Origin of the sequence: Pseudomonas cedrina subsp. cedrina (assembly GCF_001983175.1) — a bacterium.
Classification (GTDB): Bacteria; Pseudomonadota; Gammaproteobacteria; order Pseudomonadales; family Pseudomonadaceae; genus Aquipseudomonas; species Aquipseudomonas cedrina.
The window spans coordinates 80,136-105,332 of the sequence record NZ_MNPW01000015.1 but is presented as its reverse complement, the minus strand read 5'-3'; the positions used below and the strand labels follow the sequence as shown (position 1 = coordinate 105,332).

The following is a 25,197-nucleotide window of genomic DNA, read 5'->3' as shown; positions in this document are numbered from 1 at the left end:
GACTGATCCACCGCATTCGCAGGCAAGCCAGCTCCCACATGGATTCATGGTGCCTGGAAGTCAGCTGCCGTACCGCTTGCTCGCCTCAATCGCCAAGCCGCTGCCGATACTGCCAAAAATATTCCCTTCCACATGCCGCGCATTCGGCAGCATCGCCGAGATGCTGTGGCGCAGTGCCGGTATCCCGCTGGAGCCGCCGGTAAAGAACACCGTGTCCACCTGCGCCACGCTTACCGAGGCATCGTTGAGCAATTGCGTGACGCTATTGCGCACACGCTCCAGCAGGTTGTCGATAGACGACTCGAACAGTGCCCGCGTGAGGTCAACGCTCAGCCCCGGCTCCACCCGGTCCAGCGGCACATGGCGGCTGTCGGCGTGGGTCAGCTGGATCTTGGTCTCTTCCACTTCCATCGCCAGCCAGTGCCCGGCGCGCTGTTCGATCAGCTTGAACAGGCGGTCGATGCCGCCGGTGTCTTCGATGTCGTAGCGCATGCTGCCCAGGGCCAGCTGGGATTTCTGCGAGTACACCGAGTTGATGGTGTGCCAGGTGGCGAGGTTCATGTGGTGGCTGGTGGGCATGTAGGCGCCGCTTTTCATGCGGCTGCCGTAGCCGAACAGCGGCATCATGCCGGCCAGGGAGAGTTGCTTGTCGAAGTCGGTGCCGCCGATGTGCACGCCGCCGGTGGCGAGGATGTCGTCCTGGCGGTTGTCGTTGTGGCGACGGTCTGGCGACAGGCGCACCAGCGAGAAGTCGGAGGTACCGCCGCCGATGTCGACGATCAGTACCAACTCTTCCTTGGCGATGGTGGACTCGTAGTCAAAGGCCGCGGCAATCGGCTCGTATTGGAACGAGATGTCCTTGAAGCCGATCTTGCGCGCCACGTCGACCAAGGTGTTTTCGGCTTCCTGGTCGGCCATCGGGTCGTCATCGACGAAAAACACCGGCCGGCCCAGCACCACTTCTTCGAACTCGCGGCCGGCGGTGGCTTCGGCGCGGCTCTTGAGCTGGCCGATAAACAGCGCCAGCAGGTCGGTGAACGGCATCGCGGTGCCGAGCACGCTGGTGTCGTGCTTGATCAGCTTGGAACCCAGCAGGCTCTTGAGCGAGCGCATCAAGCGGCCTTCGTAGTTTTCCAGGTACTCGTGCAACGCCAGGCGGCCGTACACCGGGCGGCGCTCCTCGAAGTTGAAGAACACCACCGACGGCAGGGTGATTTTGTCGTCCTCCAGCGCGATAAGCGTTTCCATGCCGGGACGAATCCAGCCGACGGTGGAGTTGGACGTGCCGAAGTCGATACCGCAGGCACGGGCTGGGGAGGAGTTTTCCATGACAATCAGGTTCCGGTTGAAAAACGGCCGCGCAGTGTATGCCAGTCCAAGGCGGATGCGTAGGCCGACCATCCGTTAAATCGTGCTTGAAACCTGGGGATTTGCCCCCACATCCGTTGCATACGGCGAGCGCCGATCACACTTTGACGCCCCTCGGCCCCAAGACTCGACACGTGCAGACCAGCGCACCTTGGGCCCGCGTGCGGTGCGATCTCGATTAAAGGATGGTGAAACCCCGATGGATTTCAAAGACTACTACAAGATACTTGGCGTCGAGCCCACGGCTGACGACAAGGAAATCAAGGCGGCCTACCGCAAGTTGGCGCGCAAGTACCACCCGGACGTCAGTAAGGAAAAAGACGCCGAAGCCAAGTTCAAGGACGCGTCCGAGGCCTATGAGGCGCTCAAGAGCGCCGACAAGCGCGCCGAATACGACGAGCTGCGCAAATATGGCCAGCACGGCCAGCCGTTCCAGGGGCCACCGGGCTGGCAGAGCCGTGGCGGCTTTGGCGGCGGCGCGGGCACCGAGGATTTCTCGGATTTTTTCAGCTCGATCTTCGGCAACCGCAGCGATGCCTTCGGCGGCGGCCAGCGCCGCCCCGCCGGGCGCAAGGGCCAGGACGTGGAGATGCAGTTGACCGTGTCCCTGGAAGAGACGCTGTCCACCGAGTCCAAGCAGATCAGCTTCCAGGTGCCGCAGTACGACGCCTCGGGCCGGCATGTGAGCAACACCACCAAGAGCCTGAACGTGAAGATCCCCGCCGGCGTGGCCGACGGCGAGCGCATCCGCCTCAAGGCGCAGGGCGCGCCGGGTATCGGCGGCGGGGCCAATGGCGACCTGTACCTGATTATCAAGTTTGCGCCGCACCCTAAATTTGAAGTGGACGGTGAAAACCTGATCATCAACCTGCCCCTGGCGCCGTGGGAATTGGCGCTGGGCACTGAAGTGGCGGTGCCGACCCTCACCGGCAAAATCAACCTCAAGGTGCCGGCCGGCAGCCAGAACGGCCAGCGCATGCGCGCCAAGGGCCACGGGTTGCTGAACAAGGCCGGGCAGCGCGGTTTCCTGTACATCCAGCTCAAGGCTGTCATGCCCAAGGTCAGCGACGACGAGGTCAAGGCGCTGTGGCAGGAACTGGCGCGCAAAGCCGCGTTCGATCCGCGAGAGAACTTCTAACGTCGCAGGCGCTTAACTACCTACCGCAGCTTCGGTAACCGGGCATGGTCCTCTGTCACTCCGTTTGAACAGGAGTGACTCCATGCCCGATACACCTGCTGTTTCTGCGCTCGGCGAACCGCTGACCGCCGACTACGAAATCATCAAAGACAAGATTCCCGCGTGGCTGCCTGCCACGCACGAACGCAATCGCCAGACTTTCAGACGCGCCGACACCGGCCATGTCGCTTGGCTCGCTACCCTGGGCGATGCGCAGCGCACGCAACTCAAGCACTACAACGAGGCCGCCGCGCTGTCCCAGCAAGCGGTGGATGAGGCCATGGCGCCGTTGCAGGACGTCGACACCTTCGCCCGGCCGCTGCTGCAACAGGCGCTCAAGACCCAGTACAAGGTTGAGCTGGATGTGGACCGCACGTTCGTGCATCTGCGCAAACCGCTCGAAATCGGCGCCCTGGGCATTCGTGCCGGGGATTTTGCTGTGCAAACCCTGTCGCTGTTGCAGGCGGCGCTGCACAACTTTGAAGCCTCTGAATGCGAGCCTGGAGCGTTCGACAGGTCATCACGGTTTCGCAGCGGTCCGCAAACCGACGCCGCGCCGGTCGACACTGTTCTGAGCGTGGCGGATTTTCTCGCGCTGTGCCGGGGGCTGGATATCGGCGCGAAGTACCAGACCTTCCTCAAGGACTTTTTGCTGCCCGCCGACACCGCCGTTGCCGACGCCTTGCAGCGCAAGGTGGTGCAGGCCCAGAAGGATGCGTTGCAAGCGGCCGCCTACCTGGCGCTGCTCAAAAATGACATCGGCCCTGACGACTACCGGATGATCGGCGAGGTGGTTGTCGGCCGGCGTGATGTCCGCGCCGACGGCAAACCTGTGTGGTTCAGCGACTTGAGCATCATGGGCCTGCGCCTGCAAGGCTGCACGGTGTTCGTGCCGGTGCAAAAGTACGGCGATGCCCGGCAAGTGCTGCTGTACATCCCCCACGACCCGCAACAACCGCTGAAAAAATACGAAAGCCCTCAGGCAATGGAAGAGGCACTGACCCGGCAACTGATGGCGGGGGCGGTTGGCGCGCAACTCACGCCTTACCAGCAGTTTATTCTGCCGTTCCTGGCCTATGCCGACCAACCCACCTATTTTCGCCGCCTGACCCAGGACGCCCCCGATGCGCCGGGTGATCCCTTCGCGGTGTGGCGTTCACCCATCACGCGCTTTCTGCTGCCGTTTGTGTCGGCGGTCGTGACCATTGCGCTCGAACCCAAGGAGCTGCCGCCCAAGCCCCAGGCACCGCGTGTGCCGATTGAAAGCCCGAATTTCTACATTCGTGTACTTTCCAAAGGCGAGCTATGGGACGACAACGTCGACCTGTTCCCGGACAACTTCATCAAGCTGCGCGACAAGTTGATCGCCGACGCTCGCAGCCACGCGGTGCCCACTGCCGATGTGGATGCGCGGGTGCGTGCCGAGAAAATCGCCGCCCTTGAGTCCGCCGGGCTGCTGGCGCTTAACCTGGTGTCGATGCTGGTGCCGGGCCTGGGCGAAGTGATGATGGCTGTGATGGCCGCGCAATTGCTCTACGAATCCTTCGAAGGGGTGATCGAATGGCACGAAGGTGACCGCGAAGCCGCCTTGGCGCACTTGACCGATGTGGCCGAAAACCTCGCCTTGATCGGGGTGATGGCGGCGGGTGGCGCGGCGCTGGGCAAGGCGCTCAAGGCGCCTGCTGTGCTCGATGGGGTCAAACCGGTGACCCTCGCGTCGGGCGAACGCAAATTGTGGAAAACCGATCTGACGCCGTACAAGGCGCCTGTGCGCCTCGATCCCGAATCCACGCCTGATGCGTTGGGCCTTCACGAACATTTCGGTGACACCGTGTTGCCCCACGAAGGCGATCACTACCTGGTCAAGAAAGACCCGCAGACCGAGCAATACCGTATTGAGCATCCTACCCGGCGCGACGCCTATGCCCCCTTGCTCGAACACAACCACGAAGGCGGCTGGCAACACGAAGGCGAAGACCCGGTGACCTGGGACGACGACACCGTGCTGCGCCGCCTCGGACGACCGGCCGACGGCCTGAGTAGCGAGCGCTTGCAGCAGGCACGCCTCGCGAGCGGCGTCGACAGCGAGACGCTGCGCGCCGGGCATGTCGACGTGGAACCGGTGCCATTGGCACTCTCCGAAAGCCTCAAGCGCTTGCGCATCAAAGACGAATTCAGGCGCTTTGTGACGCAGATTAAAAGCACCGCCCCGGCGGTTTACGGCCAGGCAGAAGTGGGCCTGCAAATGGATCTGCTGCTGCGTCGCGGCATGCTGCCAGAAGTTCCTCCGTGGGTGTTTGAGTCTTCGGGACGCAAACTCTGGGGGCCGGGCATCACTAACCGGGGCGGCCGGCGCGCCGTAGTACTCAAGGACGGCGGCCTGCAGCGTGGCGAATTGCTGCAAGAAGTGCTGTACACCCTGCAGGGTGACGACCCCACGTTGCCGGAGTTTCCAGGACGTGCCGAGGACAGCCTGGCGCATCGCGCCGGCCTGTTGCGCGACTACCTGGCGGATCAGGTCGAGATTTTTCAGGACATGCTCGCCCAGGAGCGTTATCAGGCGCGTGCCGGCACCGATGATCCGGACGCGATTCGCCTGATCGAGCGCTACCCCGGCCTGCCGGCGTCGATGGCTGAGCACCTGCTTAAAGGCACCCGCGCCGAAGAGCTGCAGGCATTGCGCAGCCGTGGCGAATTGCCCGAAACCCTCGATGCCCACGCGCGCTGGCACGCCCAGGAAGACCGCGTGGCCCGCGCGTACGAGGGCCTGTTCGACGAAACCCCCGGCACCCTCGACAGTCAGCGTCTGGCGCTGCGCACCCTGGAGACCTTGCCCGGTTGGCGTCGCGGCAGCCGCGTCGAACTGCGTCATCATGCCCAAGGCGGCGAGTTGCTTGACGCCATCGGCTCGCCGGATGCCAACAATCGCAGGACCCTGGTGCTGCGCGACAACGGCCTGTTCGAAGGCCCCATGCCAAGGGACTTCTACACCGCCACTTGGCACCTGCTCAGCGACGAAGAACGCTTGGCCATGGGTGTGAGCGAAGTGGCGCAGCTCAAGTCGCGGATCCGGCAATCGCCGTTGCCGCGCGCACCGCTGCGCACTGTGCTGGCCGAACGCCCGGTGCGCAAACCGGCCTATGACCCCTCGATGCGCCTGTTGGGCGGCGGCCCCGGTTTGGATCAGTGGGTGACCCAGGCCGGCAATCTGTTCCGCACGCCGCAGGCGCGGGCGCGGCGGCTGTTTCCGAGCCTGGACGACGCCGGGGTGGCGGCCTTTATCGAGTCGTTGGGCACGGACGTGCGCGGTGGCCTGTCTCGCCTGGAGGCCGAGTACCAGAAGCTCAAGCAGGACCTGCGCCAGTGGACACTGTCCGGCGATGAGACGGTCGCTGCGTTGGCGCGGGAGATAAAACGCTGCTGGCGCAGGCAGACCAATGAGTTGACTATCACACCGAACAGGCCGATCAGCCTGCCGGCATTGAGTGCCGATTTCAGCCATGTTGAAACGTTGGAGCTTAAAACGATTGCCTGGAACACCGACGCGCAGACGTTTCTGAACAACTTCAAGCGGCTCAAGGTACTGCGCATCAACAGCGCGGGGCTGACCGAGCTGCCGCCGTCGATCGGTCAACTGTCCGATCTGACGCGCCTGTCGCTCAGGAGCAACTCCATTCGCCTGACGCCGCAGAGCGTTGAACAACTCGGGGCGTTGCGGGCGCTGCGCTGGCTGGACCTGGGCTACAACCGGCTGGGCCTTGCCCCCGATTTCAGTGCTCAGCCAAAGCTTGAGTATGTCGATCTCAGTAACAGCCAGCTAGAGCAGTGGCCGGCCGGCCTGGGCACGCAAACCGAGTTGACCACGCTCAATCTGAGAGATAACCGCCTGACCTCTATCCCCCCGCACCACTTGGAACCTGCGCCTGAGCAGCTTGAGGTGATGGCCCGCATCAATCGGGCCACGGCAATCACCCGCAACCCCGGATTGCTCAATTATGGCGACGCGCTGGACCGCTACTGGCGCTATTTGCAGGCGCAGCATCCCGAACAGGTAGTGGACACCAACGGCGATAACTTTGCCGTTGAAACGCCACTGATTTCCAAGACTCGACGCCTGTTTCCACACTTCAACATCAAACAGGCCCGGGAATATATCTGGAGCCTGGGCGAAGGTGGCGACGCGCTGTTGATCGCTCGCGAGCAAGCCTTTGCCACATTGACCGATCAGCTCAATGCCTGGGCGTTTTCCGGCGATGCTCCGTTGCAACGCTATGTGCGCACAGACCGGCTGCTGGCAAACGCTGCGACCCGTGACGACCGTTACCTGGCCAGGGCGCGCATCCTCAGTTGCTGGAAACGCGAGACGCCACAGCAGGTGGCCTTCGACGGCACGCCCATCGGCTACGAGCTGGACCTGAGCGGCCTGCGTCTGCCAAGCCTGCCGGACCTGGAGGCGGATTTCAGTCATGTGGGTTCGCTCAAGTTGAGCGGCATGGGCCTGAGTGCGTCGCCCGAGGGCTTTCTTGCCCGCTATCGCCACGCGCGCTGGGTCGACCTGTCCAACAACCGGCTGCGCGAACTGCCGCCGGCACTCGGTGAGATGCGCGGCCTCACACGCTTGTTCCTGCACAACAACCGTATACGCCTGACGCCGCAGACCGCGCAGATCCTGGCAGAGCGCGTGACGCTGCGCGCACTGTCGCTGGACGGCAATCCGTTGGGTATCACCCCGGACCTGGGGCAAATCAGCGATTTGCGCGTGTTGAGCATGAGCCGCACCGGCATCGATCGCGTTCCCGAGGGCCTCGGCGAGCAGCCGCTTTTGAACGACATCAACCTCAATGGCAACGCGATTACCCACTTGCCCGACGCACTAATCGCACCCCCGGATGAGCAGTTGGCCAGGTCGGCGCGCCTGAGTTCCGCTATCCAACTGGCCGATAACCCGCTGACGGAGCAGACCTTGCAGCAGGTGCGCGATTATCACCAGCGGCTGCAACAGGCCGGGTTGCCACAGCCGGACAGCACCACGCTGATGGTGGCAACCGCACTGGGTCAATCGTCCCACGCCACGGGCGAGTTGGTTGCAGGCGCGGAATTTGAACGCTGGGCCAGCGGCTTGACTGACGCACAACGCGCCACGCGCCGGGCGCAGTGGTTGGCCCTGCGCGCGCAGCCGGGTTCGGACGGGTTCATGCGCATGCTTGGCGACCTGGATGCGGGCGGGGCTCAGCACGCAAACTTGCAAGGCCGGGTCTGGGAGGTCATCGACACCATTTCCCAGCAGACCGATGCTGCCGACGCGCTGCGCGGGCGGATGTTCGATTGGGCCGGTGCGGCGACCTGTTGCGACCGTGCGGCGTTATCGTTCAGCAACGTGGAAATCATGGCCATGGTGCACAAGGCGCGCTTGCAGGCCGGCGATCAGACCCAGGGGTTGGCGCTGATGAAGTTGTCGCGCCGGCTGTTTCGCCTGGACGAGGTGGAAAAAACCGCCCTGGCGGATATCCAGAAGCGTACCGAGGCGATCAATAACCAGCCGGGCCTGACGCCGCTGCAACGCCAGCAAAGAATTGAAGGGCTGGAAGAGGTGGAGATCCGTCTGGCGTATCGGCTGGGTCTGAAAGCGCCCGACCGTCTGGATCTTCCGGCACAGGCACAGGGAGGGCGATTTACCGGACTTGCCAGGGTCAGCGAGCAAACGCTGGATGAAACCTGCAAGCGCATTCTGGCGCTCGATGGCTCACCCGAGGAGTTTCAGGCCCTGGTGTCGAGGGATTTCTGGCAGGAATACCTGACCCAGAAATACCCCGAACGCTTCCAGGCGATGAGTCAGCCCTTTCATGATCAGTTGGCCGAGCTGCACGAAAAGCTGGACGCAGGGGACCTCTCTGCCAGCGGGTTCGAAGGCAAATCCAGGGACTTGCAGGGGCAGCTGGCGATTGCCGAAGCATCGCTGATCGAGACCCTGACCCGCGCCGAACAGGCGGCCTTGGATAATGGCGGTTAAAACAAAAAGTAACGCTGCGCCATCGGCAGCACCTCGGCCGGCTCGCACCACAGCAGCACGCCGTCGGCCTTGACCTGATAGGTCTGCGGGTCCACCTCGATATCCGGCAGGTAATCGTTGTGGATCAGGTCGGTTTTCTGCACGTCGCGGCAGCCCTTGACCACGGCGATCTGCTTTTTCAAGCCCAGGGCCTCGGGCAATCCGGCGTCCTGGGCGGCCTGGCTGATAAAGGTCAGGCTGGTGGCGTGCAACGAACTGCCGAAGCTGGCGAACATCGGGCGGTAGTGCACCGGTTGCGGCGTAGGGATGGATGCGTTGGCGTCGCCCATCAGGCTTGAAGCAATGGCGCCGCCCTTGAGGATCAACGTCGGCTTGACGCCAAAAAATGCCGGTCGCCACAACACCAGGTCGGCCCATTTGCCGACTTCGATGGAACCGACAATGTGGCTGACGCCGTGGGTTATCGCCGGGTTGATGGTGTACTTGGCGATGTAGCGCTTGATGCGGAAATTGTCATTGCCCGGGCCGTCGCCGGGCAGGGCGCCGCGCTGGCGTTTCATCTTGTCGGCGGTCTGCCAGGTGCGCGTGATCACCTCGCCGACGCGGCCCATGGCCTGGCTGTCGGAGCTGATCATCGAGAACGCGCCAAGGTCGTGCAGGATGTCTTCGGCGGCGATGGTCTCGCGGCGGATACGGCTTTCAGCGAAGGCCACGTCTTCGGCGATGCTCGGGTCCAGGTGGTGACAGACCATCAGCATGTCGAGGTGTTCGTCGATGGTGTTGCGCGTGAATGGCCGCGTCGGGTTGGTCGAGCTGGGCAGCACGTTGGGCAAGCCACAGGCCTTGATGATGTCCGGCGCGTGGCCGCCACCGGCACCTTCGGTGTGGTAGGTGTGGATGGTGCGGCCCTTGAGCGCGGCGAGGGTGGTTTCGACGAAGCCGGACTCGTTGAGGGTGTCGCTGTGGATCGCCACCTGCACGTCGTATTGGTCGGCAACGTTCAGGCAATTATCGATGCTTGCGGGCGTGGTGCCCCAGTCTTCATGCAGCTTCAAACCGATGGCGCCGGCCTTGACCTGTTCGATCAACGGCTCGGGCAAACTGGCGTTGCCCTTGCCGGTGAAACCGATGTTCATCGGGAACGAATCGCTGGCCTGGAGCATGCGTGCCAGGTGCCACGGGCCCGAGGTGCAGGTGGTGGCGTTGGTGCCGGTGGCGGGCCCGGTGCCACCGCCGATCATGGTGGTGACGCCGCTGGTCAGCGCTTCTTCGATCTGCTGCGGGCAGATGAAATGCACGTGGCTGTCGATGCCGCCGGCGGTGAGGATCATGCCTTCGCCGGCGATCACTTCGGTGCTGGCGCCGATGGCCATGGTCACGCCGGGCTGGATGTCCGGGTTGCCGGCTTTGCCGATGGCGTGGATGCGGCCGTTCTTCAGGCCGACGTCGGCCTTGACGATGCCCCAGTGGTCGATGATCAGCGCGTTGGTGATCAGGGTGTCCACCACTTCATGGGCGAGCAACTGGCTCTGGCCCTGGCCGTCGCGGATAACCTTGCCGCCGCCGAACTTGACCTCTTCGCCGTAGACGGTGAAGTCCTGTTCGACTTCCAGGAACAGCTCGGTGTCGGCCAGGCGGACTTTGTCACCGACGGTGGGGCCGTACATGTCGGCGTAGGCTTGGCGGCTGATTTTCATGTGGTTGCCCTGAATAATTGTGTTGAATGTGAAATCGCTATCGCAGGCAAGCCAGCTCCCACATTTTGATCTGCGAATACATTCAAAGTGTGGGAGCTGGCTTGCCTGCGAAGGGGCCCTAAAGGTCGCCCATGATCCGCCCTGCAAACCCGAACACCCGCCTCCCACCGCTCAAATCCACCAATTCAACCTCCCGGCTCTGCCCCGGCTCAAACCGCACCGCCGTGCCCGCCGGAATATTCAGGCGCATGCCACGGCTCGCCGCGCGGTCAAACGTCAGCGCGTCATTGGTCTCGAAGAAGTGATAGTGCGAACCCACCTGGATCGGCCGGTCGCCGCTGTTGGCCACGCCGAGGGTGACGGTGCGCCGGCCGACGTTGAGTTCGATGTCGCCAGGCTCGATCTGATATTCACCAGGAATCATGCAGGTTGCCCCAGGGTCTTGTAGTAGATGGCGGTCGGGCTGTAGCGCCCGTCCGGGCTTTGGCAGTAGTCGGGCAGTTCACCGATCTTGGTGTAGTGCAGCGACTGGTAGAAGGCTTCGGCAGGCGAGCCGGCTTCGGTGTCCAGGTACAGCAGGCCGCGTTGGTGCTGGCGAGCGGCGAGTTCCAGGGCGTTCATCAATTGCTGGCCGAGACCATGGCGGCGGGCGCTGCTGTGCACCAGCAGCTTTTGCACCTCGGCACGGTTCAGGCCATTGGCTTTCTGGCACAGCGCCAACTGCACGCTGGCGATGACCTGCTCGTCACGCACCACCACCCACAGCAACAGGCTTGCGTCTTCGATGCTGGCTTGCACGCCGTGCAAATAGTCGCGGGCCTGGGCCTCGTCGAAGTCGGCCATGAACCCGACCGAAGCGCCGTGCCTGACCGCGTCCAGCAACAGCTCGATCAAGCCCAGGCGGTAGTGGGCAAAACTTTCAGCATTGACTCGACGCAGTTGCGCGGTGTTCATCGATGTCACTCCTTGGGCGGTTCGGCGCCAGGGTTCAGGGCCAATTGCATAAAGGTCAGGTCCAGCCAGCGGCCGAACTTGATGCCCACGCGGGGCATCTGCCCGGTGGTGATGAAACCCAGGCGTTCGTGCAGGCGGATCGAGGCGTGGTTGCCGCTTTCAATCGCCGCGACCATGACGTGCTTGCCGCAGGCGCGCGCGCGTTCGATCAGGGCTTGCATCAGGCGCGGGCCCAGGCCCTTGCCGCGTTGGTCGTTGCGCACGTACACCGAGTGCTCGACGCTGTAGCGAAAACCCTCGAAGGGCCGCCAGTCGCCAAACGAGGCGTAGCCGGTGACCTCAGCGTTTTCGACTGCAACCAGGATCGGATAACCCAGGGCCTGGCGCGCAGTGAACCAGGCCAGGCGGTTGTCCAGGTTCACCGGTTGTTCGTTCCAGATCGCCGTGGTGTTGAGCACCGCATCGTTGTAGATGTCGCGGATCGCCGGCAGATCGTTCTCGGTTGCCTCACGAATCATGGCCGGGCCTCATGCGATGGGCTGGTGGACGGTGACCAGCTTGGTGCCGTCGGGGAACGTGGCTTCCACCTGGATATCCGGGATCATTTCCGGGATGCCTTGCATGACCTGTTCGCGGCTGAGCAAGGTCGTGCCGTAGTGCATCAGGTCGGCCACGGTGCGGCCATCGCGGGCGCCTTCCATCAGGGCGGCGGAGATGTAGGCGATGGTTTCCGGATAGTTGAGCTTTACCCCGCGTGCGAGGCGGCGTTCGGCGACTAAACCTGCGGTGAAGATCAGCAGCTTGTCTTTTTCCCGTGGGGTCAGGTCCATGGTTCAAGGTCCTTTAAATGCATTCTTAAATACAATGGAGATCAAGGGTGGGAGCTGGCTTGCCTGCGATAGCGGTGTATCAGGCCGTGCAGTTGTGTTTGACCCACTGCAATCGCAGGCAAGCCAGCTCCCACATTTTTGATCTTCATGTGCTCCAGATTCTCGGTGATACCGCTTCCCTGCCGAGTACGGCAGGGCGCAAAAGCCGCCATAAATCAATCAACCAACCCCGCGCCAGCAACGCTTCGCCGGCCAGGCAGCGCGCCACCAGCAAGCCGGGCAGTTGGGTCAAATCCCCGCGCACGGCATTGGGCAGGGCGCGGCATTGTTCAAGTAAGTCACTGTCGATTTCGCCGGTGAGCAACAGCGTGGCAAACACCGGTTGCCCGTCCAGGCCGATGGGCGAATCCAGCAAACCGTCGGCGCCGACAATGCGCTGACGCTCATGCCAGAGCAACTGGCCGTCACGGCGGATATCCAGGTGGGACTGAAAGTGGCCCAGCTCGAAACGCTCGCCGCTGGCCGGGCGGCCGAGGGCGACCACGTCCCAGTAGAACAGGCGTGCATCGCCTTGCAGCTCGATGCGGGTGGTGAGTTCGGCCTGGGCGGCACTGAACACGATGGTTTCCTGGGGCAGCCATTCCAGGGTCGCGCCGGCCTCCACGGTGAGGTCGAGCTGCTGATAGGCCGGGCCGCTGGCGCGATACCATTTGGCCGCGCCAGGGCTGGTCAATTGCGCCCAGGCGCCTTCGCCGACATGGGCGCTGATATCCAGGCGATCACCACCGGCAATCCCGCCGGGCGGATGCACGATGATGTGCTGGCACACCTCGGGGCCTTCGGCGTACAGGTGTTTTTGCACGCGCAGCGGGCCGAGGTGGCGGCGCATCACCGGGCGCGTGGTATCGCCGAAACGCGCGTAGCCGAGTTCCAGCGCGGCGTGCCAGCTGGGGGTGAACAGGGCAGGGGAAACGGGCAGGTTCATGGTGTGTACTTATTGTCGGGACGCCACAGATTAGATGGTAACCAGTCCACGCACACCCTCGCTTTGCATATTTTCTCCACGTCCCTGCTGCACGATTTCGCCACGGGACATCACCAGGTACTGGTCGGCCAGTTCGGCGGCAAAGTCGTAGAACTGCTCGACCAACAGGATCGCCATATCGCCGCGCTCGGCGAGTTTCTTGATCACCGCGCCGATCTCCTTGATCACCGACGGCTGGATGCCTTCGGTGGGTTCATCGAGGATCAGCAAGCGCGGACGGCTGGCCAGGGCGCGGCCAATCGCCAACTGCTGCTGCTGGCCACCGGACAGGTCGCCGCCGCGCCGATGCTTCATCTGCAACAGCACTGGGAACAATTCGTAGATAAACGCCGGCACTTCCTTGGCTTGCGAACCGGGAAAGCGTGACAGCCCCATCAGCAGGTTTTCTTCCACGGTCAGCCGCCCGAAAATCTCGCGACCCTGGGGCACGTAGGCGATGCCTGCGTGCACGCGCTGGTGTGGCTTGAATCCGGTGATGGCGCGGCCTTCCCAATTCACCGTGCCTTCCTTGGCCGGCAGCAAACCCATCAGGCACTTGAGCAAAGTGGTCTTGCCCACGCCGTTGCGGCCGAGCAGGCAGGTGACTTCGCCGATCTTCACGTCAAACGACAGCCCGCGCAGGATGTGGCTACCGCCGTAGTACTGGTGCAGCTTGTCGACTTGCAACATTCTCAAAACCTCCTCGATTCCCCCTGAGGGAACCGAATCAACTGTGGGAGCTGGCTTGCCTGCGAAAGCGATGGCGAATCCAACACCGTTATCTCAGCATAGGTATCTACACATTTTTGTAGTGAGCGGGCTTGTCCCGCGCTGGGCCGCGGAGCGGCCCCAAACCAGGCGAATTGGGTTTATCTGAAACTGTGCGGCGTCCTTATTGGGGCGGCTTCGCCACCCAGCGCGGGCGGTGCGACGATTCGCCAAGCCCGCTCACTACAGGGAGATCTTTCAGCCTTTGAACGTTGTGTAGATACCTATGGTTATCGCAGGCAAGCCAGCTCCTGCATAAAGCAAGTTTGCGGCCGGGTCAGCGGCCGAGGTACACCTCGATCACGCGCTCATCGGCCTGCACCTGCTCCAGCGAGCCTTCGGCCAATACGCTGCCCTGGTGCAACACCGTCACATGGTCGGCAATCGAGCCGACAAACCCCATGTCGTGTTCCACCACCATCAAAGAATGCTTGCCCGCCAGGCGCTTGAACAGTTCGGCGGTGAACTCGGTTTCGGCGTCGGTCATGCCCGCCACCGGTTCATCCAGCAGCAGCAATTGCGGGTCCTGCATCAGCAGCATGCCGATTTCCAGGAACTGCTTCTGGCCGTGGGACAGCAAGCCGGCCTGGCGATGCAGCGAGGCCGTGAGGCGAATGGTGTCGAGCACTTCATCGATGCGGTCCTTTTGCTCGCCGCTCAGGCGCGCGCGCAGGCTGGCCCATACCGACTTGTCGGTCTTCTGCGCCAGCTCCAGGTTTTCAAACACGCTGAGGGCTTCGAACACCGTGGGTTTCTGGAATTTGCGGCCGATGCCGGCCTGGGCGATCTGCACTTCACTCAGGCTGGTCAAGTCGAGGTTTTCGCCAAACCAGGCGGTGCCGTGGCTGGGTCGGGTCTTGCCGGTGATCACGTCCATCAGCGTGGTCTTGCCCGCGCCGTTGGGGCCGATGATGCAGCGCAATTCGCCGACGCCGATGTACAGGTTCAGGTCGTTGAGCGCCTTGAAACCGTCGAAGCTGACGCTGATGTCTTCCAGACTCAAAATGGTGCCGTGGCGGGTGTCGAGGCCCTTGCTCGCGGCCTGGCCAATGCCGATGGCATCGCGGCCGCTGCCCGCATCGAAAATAGGTTCAAGCATGACGTTCCTCATTTCTTCAGCAGGCCGATGACGCCCTTGGGCAGGTACAGGGTGACGATGATGAACAACGCCCCCAGGAAGAACAGCCAGTATTCCGGGAAGGCCACGGTGAACCAGCTCTTCATGCCATTGACCACACCGGCGCCGAGCAGCGGCCCGATCAGCGTGCCGCGCCCGCCGAGGGCGACCCACACGGCGGCCTCGATGGAGTTGGTCGGCGACATTTCGCTGGGGTTGATGATGCCCACTTGCGGCACATACAGCGCCCCGGCCAAGCCGCACAGCACCGCGCTCAACACCCACACGAACAGCTTGAAGCCACGCGGGTCGTAGCCGCAGAACATCAGGCGGTTCTCGGCATCGCGCAAGGCGGTCAATACCCGGCCGAACTTGCTGCGCGCCAGGCGCCAGCCGATGAACAGGCTGGTGACCAGCAGCAGCACCGTGGCGACAAACAACACCGCGCGCGTGCCCGGTTCGGTGATGCCGAAGCCGAGGATGCTGCGGAAGTTGGTGAAGCCGTTGTTGCCGCCAAACCCGGTCTCGTTGCGGAAAAACAGCAGCATCCCGGCAAAGGTCAGGGCCTGGGTCATGATCGAGAAGTACACGCCCTTGATCCGCGAACGGAAGGCGAAGAACCCGAATACCAGCGCCAGCATGCCTGGCGCCAGCACCACCAGGCACAGGGCCCAGAGGAAGTGCTGGGTGCCGACCCAGTACCAGGGCAATTCGGTCCACGACAGGAACGTCATGAACGCCGGCAATTCATCGCCGGACGCCTGGCGCATCAGGTACATGCCCATCGCGTAGCCGCCCAGGGCAAAGAACAAACCATGGCCGAGGGAGAGCATCCCGGCGTAGCCCCACACCAGGTCCAACGCCAGGGCGACGATGGCGTAGCACAAGATCTTGCCCACCAGTGTCAGGGTATAGGCCGACACGTGCAGCGGGTTTTCCGGCGAGAGCAGGGAGCACAACGGCAAGGCCAGCAGCAGGATCAGGATGATCGCACCGGCGGCAATCGTCACCTTGGGACCGGCCTTTTGCGTGGCCGTAAGCATCAGTGGCTGGTTCATCAGTCGATCACCCGTCCTTTCAGTGCGAAGAGTCCTTGCGGGCGTTTCTGGATAAACAGAATGATCAGCGCGAGGATCAGGATCTTGCCGAGCACGGCGCCGATCTGCGGCTCCAGGATTTTATTGGCGATGCCCAGGCCGAAGGCCGCCATCACGCTGCCGGCCAGCTGGCCCACGCCACCGAGTACCACGACAAGGAACGAGTCGATGATGTAGCTCTGGCCGAGGTCGGGGCCGACGTTGCCGATCTGGCTCAGCGCTACGCCGCCCAGGCCGGCAATGCCCGAGCCCAGGCCGAACGCGAGCATGTCCACGCGCCCGGTGGGCACGCCGCAGCAGGCGGCCATGTTGCGGTTCTGGGTGACGGCGCGCACGTTGAGGCCCAGGCGCGTCTTGTTCAGCAGCAGCCAGGTCAGCACCACCACGCACAGCGCGAACGCAATGATCACGATGCGGTTGTAGGGCAGCACCAGGTTGGGCAGCACTTGAATGCCCCCGGACAACCACGCGGGGTTGGACACTTCGACGTTCTGTGCCCCGAACACCAGGCGCACCAACTGGATCAGCATCAGGCTGATGCCCCAGGTGGCGAGCAGGGTTTCCAGGGGGCGACCATAGAGGTGACGAATCACCGTGCGTTCCAGGGCCATGCCGATGGCGGCCGTGACAAAAAACGCCACCGGCAGCGCGATCAACGGGTAGAACTCGATGGCTGCGGGCGCGTAGCGCTGCAGCATCAACTGCACCACGTAGGTGGAATACGCGCCGAGCATCAGCATCTCGCCGTGAGCCATATTGATCACGCCGAGCAGGCCGAAGGTGATCGCCAGGCCCAAGGCGGCCAGCAACAGGATCGAACCCAGGGACATGCCGCTGAAGGCTTGCCCGAGCATCTCACCGACCATCAGCTTGCGCTTGACCTGGGCCAGGCTGGTTTCGGCTGCGGTGTGCACGGCGGCGTCGGTTTCAACGCCGGGGGCGAGCAAGGCTTCAAGGCGGGTGCGCGCCAGCGGGTCGCCGGTGCCGCCGAGCAAACGCACGGCGGCCAGGCGCACTGCGGGGTCGCTGTCGACCAGTTGCAGGTTGGCCAGGGCCAGGCTGAGGGCGGTGTGCACGTCCTCGTCGGTTTCGGCGGCGACGCGTTGGTCGAGAAATTTGAGTTGCGCCGGTTGCGCGCTTTTTTGCAGGGTTTGCGCGGCCGCCAGGCGTACCTTGGGGTCGGCGGCGAGCAGTTGCTGGCTGGCCCTTACGTTGTCGATCAGGCCGCGCAGGCGGTTGTTCAGGCGTACGGTTTTTACTTCACCGTTGAGCGTGAGTTGGCCTTGCTGCAGCGCGTCCACCAGCTCGATGCGCGCCGGGTCGGGCTGGGCGGCCCAGTCCTGGAGGAGCTTGGCTTGCTGGGTCGGGTTGGCGGACAGGAAGTCTTCGGCGTCGCTGGCGTGTGCTGCCAGTGGCAGCAACAGCAGGACGGCGAAGATGAGGCGGTAAAGGGCAGTGGGCATAGTCTTGAGCCTTGCTCGAACAAATGTGGGAGCTGGCTTGCCTGCGATAGCGGTGCACCAAGGCACACCGAGTTGCCTTCATCGCAGGCAAGCCAGCTCCCACAGGGTTTGTGTTGGCTTCAGGTGTTCAGCCTGTGCCAACACCCCTTGGCTTAGTTGCTTTTCACGGCATGGTCCGGCTTTTTGTCATTGCCAGGAATGTACGGGCTCCACGGCTGGGCGCGGATCGGCTCCTGGGTCTGCCATACCACCGAGAACTGCCCATCGGCCTGGATCTCGCCGATCATCACGGGTTTGTGCAGGTGGTGGTTGGTCTTGTCCATGGTCAGGGTGAAACCCGACGGCGCATCGAAGGTTTGCCCGGCCAAGGCTTCACGCACTTTGTCGACGTCGGTGGACTTGGCTTTCTCGGCGGCCTGCGCCCACATATGGATGCCCACGTAGGTGGCTTCCATCGGGTCGTTGGTCACGGCTTTGTCCGCGCCCGGCAGGTTGTGCTTCTTGGCGTAGGCTTTCCAATCGGCGACGAATTTCTTGTTCACCGGGTTCTCCACCGACTGGAAGTAGTTCCAGGCGGCGAGGTTGCCCACCAGCGGCTTGGTGTCGATGCCGCGCAGTTCTTCTTCACCCACCGAGAACGCCACCACCGGTACGTCGGTGGCTTTCAGGCCCTGGTTGGCCAGCTCTTTGTAGAACGGCACGTTGGAGTCGCCGTTCACGGTGGAGATCACCGCGGTCTTGCCGCCGGCCGAGAATTTCTTGATGTTGGCGACGATGGTCTGGTAATCGGCATGGCCGAACGGGGTGTAGACCTCTTCGATGTCTTTGTCCGCCACGCCTTTGGAATGCAGGAACGAGCGCAGGATCTTGTTGGTGGTGCGCGGGTACACGTAGTCGGTGCCCAGCAGGAAGTAGCGCTTGGCGCCGCCGCCTTCTTCGCTCATCAGGTATTCCACCGCCGGGATCGCCTGCTGGTTCGGCGCCGCACCGGTATAGAACACGTTCGGCGACATCTCTTCGCCTTCGTACTGCACCGGGTAGAACAACAGGCCATTGAGTTCTTCGAACACCGGCAGCACCGATTTACGCGACACCGAGGTCCAGCAGCCGAACACCACGGCCACCTTGTCCTGGGTCAGCAGTTGCCGGCCTTTTTCAGCGAACAACGGCCAGTTCGACGCCGGGTCCACCACTACCGGCTCGAGCATCTTGCCGTTCACCCCGCCCTTGGCGTTGATCTCGTCGATGGTCATCAGCGCCATGTCTTTAAGCGACGTCTCGGAGATGGCCATGGTCCCGGACAATGAGTGCAGGATGCCGACCTTGATGGTCTCGGCGGCCTGTACGGTCCAGGTCAGGCCCATGGCGGCAATGCTGGCCGTGAGTGTGAAAGCCTTGATCAAGCTGCGACGCTGCATGGTGCGATCTCCGTGACCGATTTTTTTTGGATGGCTGATAAGGGGCATTGCTCAGGAGATAGCAAGGGCTGTGCCTAAGTCGACAAAGCCTGAAGGCTGGGGGCTGCAAGGCGCGTGCAGTGCCGGGGCTGCACCATTGTGGCGCTCCCGGACCGGGCTTGGGCACGGCAATGTGCCGTTGTGGTGCCGGTCTGATTTATGTAGCACCTGTTTCGGTGTCGTCGCTCCCACCCTGTGAGCACATGCAGCGCCTGCCTTCGAGCGAGCCTGTTTCATCGAATCATGTTTATGGGGTGTACCCAGTGGAAGATCCGTCAAACCGTAACAGACGCGCCGTGCTGCGTGGTCACGCCAAGCTAGGCAAACTGACACCGGCCTTCGCCAGCGCCGACGAGGTGGCCCTCTACGTCCATGGCCGGGTGGGCCTTAACCTGCAAGTTGAATACGGCAGCGTCATCCTGCGACGCCTGTCCGACGGTCGCTACGTGGGCAGCGAACCGAGACCGGACCGCCCCACGGTGTTCGGCTGGGACATGCTGCTCGAACATGATCCGGTCACCGATGCCTACCAGAACCCTGAGGGGTTCGAGATTGTCGCCAGTTGGCACGTGCATCCCAATACCACTGAGAATGTCGCACGCTTGAACCCCAGATGGAGCGCGCACCAGATCACGGCGTTTCAGGATTTCTATTCCGTGCCGGACGTCATCTTCAATCATCAGCACCGGCATGAATTCAAGTTCGCGTATTTGTCCGGGCCGCTGGGCACGTTGCTCAAATTCCAGTTCGAGGAATCCTCCGCAGCGATCAACTATGTGCGTTGGCTGCAAACGTCGGGCAGTTTCGAGTCGCCCCATGCCCATGACGGCACGCTGGAAGGCGTCTATAAAAAACTGGCCTCGGTCGGGCAACTGACTTTCCTGGCCTCCAGCCCCTATTGGGGCGGTTCGCTGGGGCCGGTGCCCGCCAATTGGGTGCCGTACCAACCCTGGCCACTGTCCGCGGACGTCGAAGGGGCGCTGTCGCTGGCATGGTCGCGAATCCAGCGTAAACCCACGGTGCGCCAGCGGGTGCTGATCCTGCAGTCCGATACGCTGGACCACTATGTCGCGATGGAGCCCGAGCAGGTCAAAGGGCTGACCGACGTCTTGCCGGCGCTGCCGGTGGGCTATCACCTGTACGGCATCTACGTGCATTCGCGGCCGTTGCCGGGCAACTATCCCCAGTTCGAAGCGTGGCTGTACAAAAACTTCATCAGCCCACTGGAGCTGGCACAACACATCGCGCAGTTTCGCCAATATAGCCTTGGGCCCCAGTCGACCCTGGGCGTTTCGTTGTATATCCGCATGCGCGACGAAGCCATGCTGCGCTACCGGTTTTCCGGCTCGGCGCTGGAGTCGCAGCTGCTTATCGAGCACGAAGACGGCACGGTTGGCGACAACGGCATCCAGGCCGCGCTGCACAACGGTTCGTTGTTGACGCGTGGCTTTGTCGGGCTGGTAGCCGCCGCTGGCGAGCTGAGCGTAGAGAAAACCAGCGCACTGTGGGACCGGCCCGGGGTCGTCGATGAACACTGGTTGCCTTATTCGAAGACAACCTTGCCTTCCTTGAGCGCGGCGTTTTTAACGGCCGACGACGCGGCCCGTTACGCCCATCAGCAAATCGGCCCGTTGCGCGAGCAGGAAATGGGTGGGCTGATCCTCAAGCGCCGCGACGGGTATTTCGTGATCACCGCCCCGGTGGCCACCGGGCCGAGGCCGTTTGCGTTTGCGTTCGCCGAGCTGTACCCGCTGGATCGCCAGAAAAAACCCATCATCCTCACCCCGGGGCATCGCTTGCATGGCCTGTATGGCTCGCGCCGGGCATTGTCCCTGAGCGATCCGGCCCAGGCTGCACGCTACAAATGGACGCGGGCCGACGTCGAGCTTTACGGGCAAACGTTCCACGACCTTGATGTCGCCGACCTGCTGACCGCCGAGTGTGCGGGGTACCTTTCCGGCGCCGATGACAGCTTGATCGCCCTGGCGCCTTCCACCACCACAAGTGAGTGGCGGCAGTTATGGCAGGCCGATGCGACGGGTGCCGACAGCGCGATTGCCAAGAGACTTGCGCAGGGCACCCGAACCGCCGCCGATAGGGTCAGGACCCTGGCCGAGTGCGGCACGTTGCGCATTGTTATCGGCAACGCGCTGTGGGGACCGGCCGGTTTCGTTGAACTCAATTGGGGGCCAGGCGTGCGCGTGCTGGAGTTTCAGCGGCCGGAGTCGGTCAATCACGGGCCGGTCCTGTACAGCGCCGATGCCGCCGCCGACGATGTGCAGCGCTGCGAACTGCACAACCACGGGGAGCATTACGTCGATGTCTACTTTGGCTTCATTCTCAAACATGAATCGCGCGAGGAGTACGTCGCCAGTCAACTGATCCCGGTCAATCGCAAGGCAGCCCTGCTGTCGCTTGCCAGCCTGTATGGCGAGCACCTGCCAGAGGGTTTTGGTTGTCATGCGTTGTATTACGCCCGGCCGTTGGCGGGCAATGGTGCGGCGCACTGGCTGCAGCGGTTTTTTATCGAACTCAAGGACCTCGGCGACGCGATTACCCAGGCGCGTGCCAACGCCTCCAGGCCGTCGGTAGGCGCGCCGATCTATATCGCGCCGCCAGACGGGGCGCTGTTGTGTTACCAGTCGCCGTCGACGAGCGCGTTGTTCGAAACCCTCAGCGACGGCGACGATGCTACGGTACTGCAGGCCAAACTCGATAGGGGCACCACCGACGTGGTGACCGTGGTGCGACAGGTCGCGACTTCGGGCAGTTTGCGGGTGATCCGCACGAGCCACTGCTGGGCGCGTTCAGGCTCGGTAGAGGCGCTGTGGAACCCCTATGCGAACCTGCTGCGGCGGCGACTGAGCCCAACGTTTTTATCCATGGACGATGCCGCCCGTTATGTGCGCCGTCGCGTTGCCCTCAACCTGGACACGGCCTACGGCGGTCTTATTCTGCGGCGTGATGATGGGTGGTTTGTCGCCACGGAGCCGGCGCGTCTGCTTGACGAAGTGTTCGACGTGAAATGGATCTTTCCCGATGAACTGGTCGCTCGGGGGCTGTACCCGCCGCGCACGGTGGTGGTCGCCAGCTATCACTCAAGGCCTGCAAGGCACTGGCCGTTCGTGCTGTCGCCTGCTGAATCGGCAGTCTACAGCAACATGTTTTCCACGCGGCTGCTGGCCCAGGCATTGCTGGGCGATCCGGTGCGCCGCTACCACTATCTGCTGGCGCCGGAGGGTGCGGTGATTCGCTTGCGTTCGCGACCCGAATTGAAATACCCGGAAATCACCGAGGCTGACCTGATTGCCCGCCCGCATAACCCTCATAGTTGGTTGCGCGGGGCGCTGGAGCAACGGATTCGCAACGGGCAGCTCACGCCCGGCGAATATGTCAATCGCGTGGCCCGCACCTTCGAGTTGCAGGTGGTGCAGAGCAGTGCGCTGTGGGGCGAAGACGGTCCGGTTGGCGCCTGGCGCGCTTTTGCCGCGCCGGCCCGTGGCACCGGCAACTACGTGCAGGCCCGCCAGGACCCGGCGTGCAGCCCGGTGCACGCGAGCGCGGATGACGCGGCGCGTTATGCGCATGAAATGGCCGGCGCGCGCAGTGAGTTGCAGTTCGGCTATGTGTTGCAGGCCATGGGCAAGGAGCAGTTTGTCGCCACGCTGCCGGTCACCGACGACGGCTCGGGCCTGGCCCATCGTCGTGTGTTTTCGGATGCCGGATACCCGCACCGCTATGAATTGGGCGCAATGTACCTCTGTGGGGCGTACATCGAAGATTTTCACCCCGGCGGGCGTTTTCTCAGTGGCGACGAGATCTACCGTGGGCTGATCTCGCCCGTGACGCTTCAGGCCGCCACTTACCAGGTCAGCGCCACGACCAAGCGGGCGGCGTTGCCCCTGTACTTGTCATGTGCCGATGGCGCGTTGTTGAAGTTCACGGTGCGTAACGGGATTCTATTCCGGCAGAACGACCAGGTTTTGTTGAAGCTTCGCTCGCTGACGCCACGCGCTTATATTCGGCGCATTGCCGCCGCCGGCGACCTGCGTATCCTGGTGCCCAGCGACAATTGGCCGGGCGTCGGCATAGTGGATGCGCAGTGGCAGCCGGGGAGTTCGCGGGGCGTGCCACCGGCCCGCGAAAACCGTTGGGCGCAGGGGCCGATCCACGCGCACCGCGATGATGCGGCAGAATATATCCACCGTCGCGCCGGGCGCTTTGAGGGCCAGCAAGCGATCAGTGCATTGCTGGAGAACGTCGGCGGCAGCGACAACCATATCCCTACGCTGGCGGAAGCGGACGAGGGGTTTCCTTCTGTCACTGCGGCGCGCCTGTTTCCGGCAGCGCTGGTCGGCGTGCACCCGCAATGGCCGCAGGGTTATCGGGTTAGCGCTGCGCATTTGATCTTTCATGCCGGGTTGGATCAGCCGCAGTTGGGCGCAGAGCGCTCGTACCAGGTCAATTTTGTGTCGTGGCGCGAACTGGGCTTTTACCTGCACACCTTGAAGCAACAGGGGCTACATATCAGCGGCTTTTACCTGACCGCCCGCGACGGTGCCTTGCTCGCCTACACGCCAAGCTTCAGCCGCGACGAATACAACCTGCTGGCGACCACCGGCAAATGGCTGGAGGGCAGCGGCTATACCGCGTTCGCCCCCGCGCCGTCCGGAGTGATCTCGGAGCTGGCGCGCATCGGCGAGTTGCGCGTGATCCGCAGCGGCGAGTTCTGGACCGCGCGCACCCGCCTTGCCCCCGATCTGAAACTGCCGGATGCATCCACTCAAAGGCCCGTAAGGGATGAGCTTTAATCCCTTTATGCGGAACCCGAGGGGATTTCATCCCGGTTGAAAAAACGCGCCAACACCAGGCGATCCAGCAACCCCACCAGGATCAACGAGGCGCCGACCAACGGGAAGAGGATCGCCAGCCCCAGCATGATGAGCATCGCGGTTTTCCACTTGGGCAAGTCATGGCGCAGCGGCGGCACGCCCAGGCCGCCCTGTGGCCGGCGCTTCCACCAGATCACCAGGCCGCTGACCGCGCTGAGCAGGATCATCAGGCAGATCACCAGCACGATCAGTTGGTTGAGCCAGCCGAACATCTTGCCCTCGTGCAGCATCACGCCGCTCTCGGTGGCGCGGGCGACGAGGTTGTAGTGTTCCCAGCGCACATCGGCCAGGACCTTGCCGGTGTACTGGTCCACATGCAGAGTGGCGTCATTGCGCGGGTCGTCGGCGAACACCGCAACCGTGAACACGCCTTGGGCGGTGGTGGGGAAGGTAATGCTGTAGCCAGGCTCGACATTGCGCGCGGTGGCCAGGTCGACGACTTGCTGCAGGCGCACCGTGGGCGCGGCCGGGGCTGAGTGCATGGCGCCATGGTTCATGTGCTCGGCATGGTCGCCGGACATCGGCATCGGTGTATTTTCCATGGCCCAGGGCACGGTTTGTTGCGTCGCGGTGTTAAGCACGCGCGCCTGCTGGTCTGACTGCGGCACGTTGTTCCACATCGCTGCCGGGAAGGTGTTCCACAGATCGGCGTATTGCTTGCCCCAGAAGCCGGTCCAGGTCATGCCGCTGAGCAGCATCACCAGAAGGAGCGAAGCGCCCCAAAAGCCGGTGACCGCGTGCATGTCGCGCCAGAACACCCGGCCACGGCTGTTCAAACGTGGCCACAGCACACCCGCCGAAGACTTGCCGCGCGGCCACCACAGGTACAGGCCCGAGACCACCAGCATCACGCCCCAGCCGGCGGCCAGTTCCACCAGGCGGTCGCCGACGGTGCCGATCATCAGTTCGCCGTGCAGCGCGCGGGCGATGGCTTGCAGGTTGTATTTGGCGTCCTGTTCGCCGAGTACGGTGCCGCGATACGGGTCGACGAACACCGTCACTTCGCGGCCGCCGTTTTGCATCACGAATTGCGCGCTGTGGGTAGCGTCGACGGGGGGCAGGTATTTGCTGATCGCGCCTTGGGGGTAAGCGGCCTGGGCGCGTTGCAGTTGCTCGTCGGCGCTCAAGGCGTGCTCGGCGGCGGGCACGGTGAGCAGGTCAGCGTACATGAGCGGGTCGAGCTGGGGTTTGAACAGGTAGATGATTCCGGTCAGGGCCAGCAGCACCATGAAAGGGGCGACGAAGAGGCCGGCGTAGAAGTGCCAGCGCCAGGCCAGGTTGTAGAAAGAGATTTTTTGGGTGCTCATTTGGGACTCCGCAAGGCTTTGATTTTTTGTGTTCGT

General features: G+C 63.1%; 16 protein-coding genes. 3 read left to right on the top strand and 13 right to left on the bottom strand.

Annotated features, from left to right (window positions below; all coding sequences use genetic code 11):
• Window positions 1-60: 60 nt before the first annotated feature.
• Window positions 61-1,329: an Hsp70 family protein gene (locus BLL36_RS26375; RefSeq protein ID WP_076954563.1), complete on the bottom strand. Its 1,269-nt coding sequence runs from the start codon at window positions 1,327-1,329 to the stop codon at window positions 61-63.
• Between the two features lie 238 nt (window positions 1,330-1,567).
• Here BLL36_RS26375 and BLL36_RS26370 point away from each other — a divergent pair, with 238 nt between their 5' ends.
• The gene (locus tag BLL36_RS26370) at window positions 1,568-2,506 is read left to right on the top strand and encodes a DnaJ C-terminal domain-containing protein (protein WP_076954539.1); all 939 of its coding nucleotides are present in this window, start codon (window positions 1,568-1,570) and stop codon (window positions 2,504-2,506) included.
• An 82-nt stretch (window positions 2,507-2,588) separates the two neighbouring features.
• Window positions 2,589-8,555 (top strand): NEL-type E3 ubiquitin ligase domain-containing protein, encoded by a 5,967-nt coding sequence (locus tag BLL36_RS26365; protein ID WP_076954538.1) that lies wholly within the window; start codon window positions 2,589-2,591, stop codon window positions 8,553-8,555.
• Here the strand turns inward: BLL36_RS26365 and ureC are convergent.
• The 11 genes from ureC to urtA form a co-directional block, all read right to left on the bottom strand.
• Window positions 8,552-10,252, bottom strand: a complete 1,701-nt coding sequence (ureC, locus tag BLL36_RS26360; protein ID WP_076954537.1) for an urease subunit alpha — start codon at window positions 10,250-10,252, stop codon at window positions 8,552-8,554. The genes BLL36_RS26365 and ureC overlap by 4 nt on opposite strands.
• A gap of 118 nt (window positions 10,253-10,370) precedes the next feature.
• Window positions 10,371-10,676 carry an urease subunit beta gene (locus BLL36_RS26355; RefSeq protein WP_076954536.1) on the bottom strand — a complete coding sequence of 102 codons (306 nt, stop codon included), beginning with the start codon at window positions 10,674-10,676 and terminating at the stop codon, window positions 10,371-10,373.
• Entirely contained in the window at window positions 10,673-11,206 is a 534-nt protein-coding gene (locus tag BLL36_RS26350) for a GNAT family N-acetyltransferase (RefSeq protein WP_076954535.1), read from the bottom strand. The genes BLL36_RS26355 and BLL36_RS26350 overlap by 4 nt, the downstream gene beginning before the upstream one ends.
• 5 nt (window positions 11,207-11,211) lie before the next feature.
• Window positions 11,212-11,724 (bottom strand): GNAT family N-acetyltransferase, encoded by a 513-nt coding sequence (locus BLL36_RS26345; RefSeq protein ID WP_076954534.1) that lies wholly within the window; start codon window positions 11,722-11,724, stop codon window positions 11,212-11,214.
• 9 nt (window positions 11,725-11,733) lie between these two features.
• Window positions 11,734-12,036, bottom strand: a complete 303-nt coding sequence (gene ureA / locus BLL36_RS26340; protein ID WP_076954533.1) for an urease subunit gamma — start codon at window positions 12,034-12,036, stop codon at window positions 11,734-11,736.
• A gap of 145 nt (window positions 12,037-12,181) precedes the next feature.
• On the bottom strand, window positions 12,182-13,021 hold the full coding sequence (locus tag BLL36_RS26335) for an urease accessory protein UreD (protein WP_076954532.1): 840 nt from the start codon (window positions 13,019-13,021) through the stop codon (window positions 12,182-12,184).
• A gap of 30 nt (window positions 13,022-13,051) precedes the next feature.
• Complete coding sequence (gene urtE, locus BLL36_RS26330; RefSeq protein ID WP_076954531.1) at window positions 13,052-13,750, bottom strand: urea ABC transporter ATP-binding subunit UrtE; 699 nt, start codon at window positions 13,748-13,750, stop codon at window positions 13,052-13,054.
• Between the two features lie 355 nt (window positions 13,751-14,105).
• Window positions 14,106-14,939 carry an urea ABC transporter ATP-binding protein UrtD gene (urtD, locus tag BLL36_RS26325; RefSeq protein WP_090220116.1) on the bottom strand — a complete coding sequence of 278 codons (834 nt, stop codon included), beginning with the start codon at window positions 14,937-14,939 and terminating at the stop codon, window positions 14,106-14,108.
• Complete coding sequence (gene urtC / locus BLL36_RS26320; protein ID WP_076954529.1) at window positions 14,936-16,003, bottom strand: urea ABC transporter permease subunit UrtC; 1,068 nt, start codon at window positions 16,001-16,003, stop codon at window positions 14,936-14,938. The genes urtD and urtC overlap by 4 nt, the downstream gene beginning before the upstream one ends.
• Window positions 16,003-17,505 carry an urea ABC transporter permease subunit UrtB gene (urtB, locus tag BLL36_RS26315; RefSeq protein ID WP_076954528.1) on the bottom strand — a complete coding sequence of 501 codons (1,503 nt, stop codon included), beginning with the start codon at window positions 17,503-17,505 and terminating at the stop codon, window positions 16,003-16,005. Before urtB ends, urtC begins: the two co-directional genes overlap by 1 nt.
• 152 nt (window positions 17,506-17,657) lie before the next feature.
• Entirely contained in the window at window positions 17,658-18,923 is a 1,266-nt protein-coding gene (gene urtA, locus BLL36_RS26310) for an urea ABC transporter substrate-binding protein (protein ID WP_076954527.1), read from the bottom strand.
• A 302-nt stretch (window positions 18,924-19,225) separates the two neighbouring features.
• Here urtA and BLL36_RS26305 point away from each other — a divergent pair, with 302 nt between their 5' ends.
• Window positions 19,226-23,773, top strand: coding sequence for a DUF4329 domain-containing protein (locus tag BLL36_RS26305; RefSeq protein WP_157697321.1), 4,548 nt, complete (start codon window positions 19,226-19,228; stop codon window positions 23,771-23,773).
• 5 nt (window positions 23,774-23,778) lie between these two features.
• Here BLL36_RS26305 and BLL36_RS26300 read toward each other — a convergent pair whose 3' ends face one another.
• Entirely contained in the window at window positions 23,779-25,161 is a 1,383-nt protein-coding gene (locus BLL36_RS26300) for a PepSY-associated TM helix domain-containing protein (RefSeq protein WP_076954525.1), read from the bottom strand.
• Between the last annotated feature and the right edge of the window lie 36 nt (window positions 25,162-25,197).

Excerpts from the sequence above, each read along its gene's own strand:
- BLL36_RS26375 (WP_076954563.1), bottom strand. The coding sequence starts at position 1,329 with ATGGAAAACTCCTCCCCAGCCCGTGCCTGCGGTATCGACTTCGGCACG.
- BLL36_RS26370 (WP_076954539.1), top strand. The coding sequence starts at position 1,568 with ATGGATTTCAAAGACTACTACAAGATACTTGGCGTCGAGCCCACGGCT.
- BLL36_RS26365 (WP_076954538.1), top strand. The coding sequence starts at position 2,589 with ATGCCCGATACACCTGCTGTTTCTGCGCTCGGCGAACCGCTGACCGCC.
- ureC (WP_076954537.1), bottom strand. The coding sequence starts at position 10,252 with ATGAAAATCAGCCGCCAAGCCTACGCCGACATGTACGGCCCCACCGTC.
- BLL36_RS26355 (WP_076954536.1), bottom strand. The coding sequence starts at position 10,676 with ATGATTCCTGGTGAATATCAGATCGAGCCTGGCGACATCGAACTCAAC.
- BLL36_RS26350 (WP_076954535.1), bottom strand. The coding sequence starts at position 11,206 with ATGAACACCGCGCAACTGCGTCGAGTCAATGCTGAAAGTTTTGCCCAC.
- BLL36_RS26345 (WP_076954534.1), bottom strand. The coding sequence starts at position 11,724 with ATGATTCGTGAGGCAACCGAGAACGATCTGCCGGCGATCCGCGACATC.
- ureA (WP_076954533.1), bottom strand. The coding sequence starts at position 12,036 with ATGGACCTGACCCCACGGGAAAAAGACAAGCTGCTGATCTTCACCGCA.
- BLL36_RS26335 (WP_076954532.1), bottom strand. The coding sequence starts at position 13,021 with ATGAACCTGCCCGTTTCCCCTGCCCTGTTCACCCCCAGCTGGCACGCC.
- urtE (WP_076954531.1), bottom strand. The coding sequence starts at position 13,750 with ATGTTGCAAGTCGACAAGCTGCACCAGTACTACGGCGGTAGCCACATC.
- urtD (WP_090220116.1), bottom strand. The coding sequence starts at position 14,939 with ATGAGGAACGTCATGCTTGAACCTATTTTCGATGCGGGCAGCGGCCGC.
- urtC (WP_076954529.1), bottom strand. The coding sequence starts at position 16,003 with ATGAACCAGCCACTGATGCTTACGGCCACGCAAAAGGCCGGTCCCAAG.
- urtB (WP_076954528.1), bottom strand. The coding sequence starts at position 17,505 with ATGCCCACTGCCCTTTACCGCCTCATCTTCGCCGTCCTGCTGTTGCTG.
- urtA (WP_076954527.1), bottom strand. The coding sequence starts at position 18,923 with ATGCAGCGTCGCAGCTTGATCAAGGCTTTCACACTCACGGCCAGCATT.
- BLL36_RS26300 (WP_076954525.1), bottom strand. The coding sequence starts at position 25,161 with ATGAGCACCCAAAAAATCTCTTTCTACAACCTGGCCTGGCGCTGGCAC.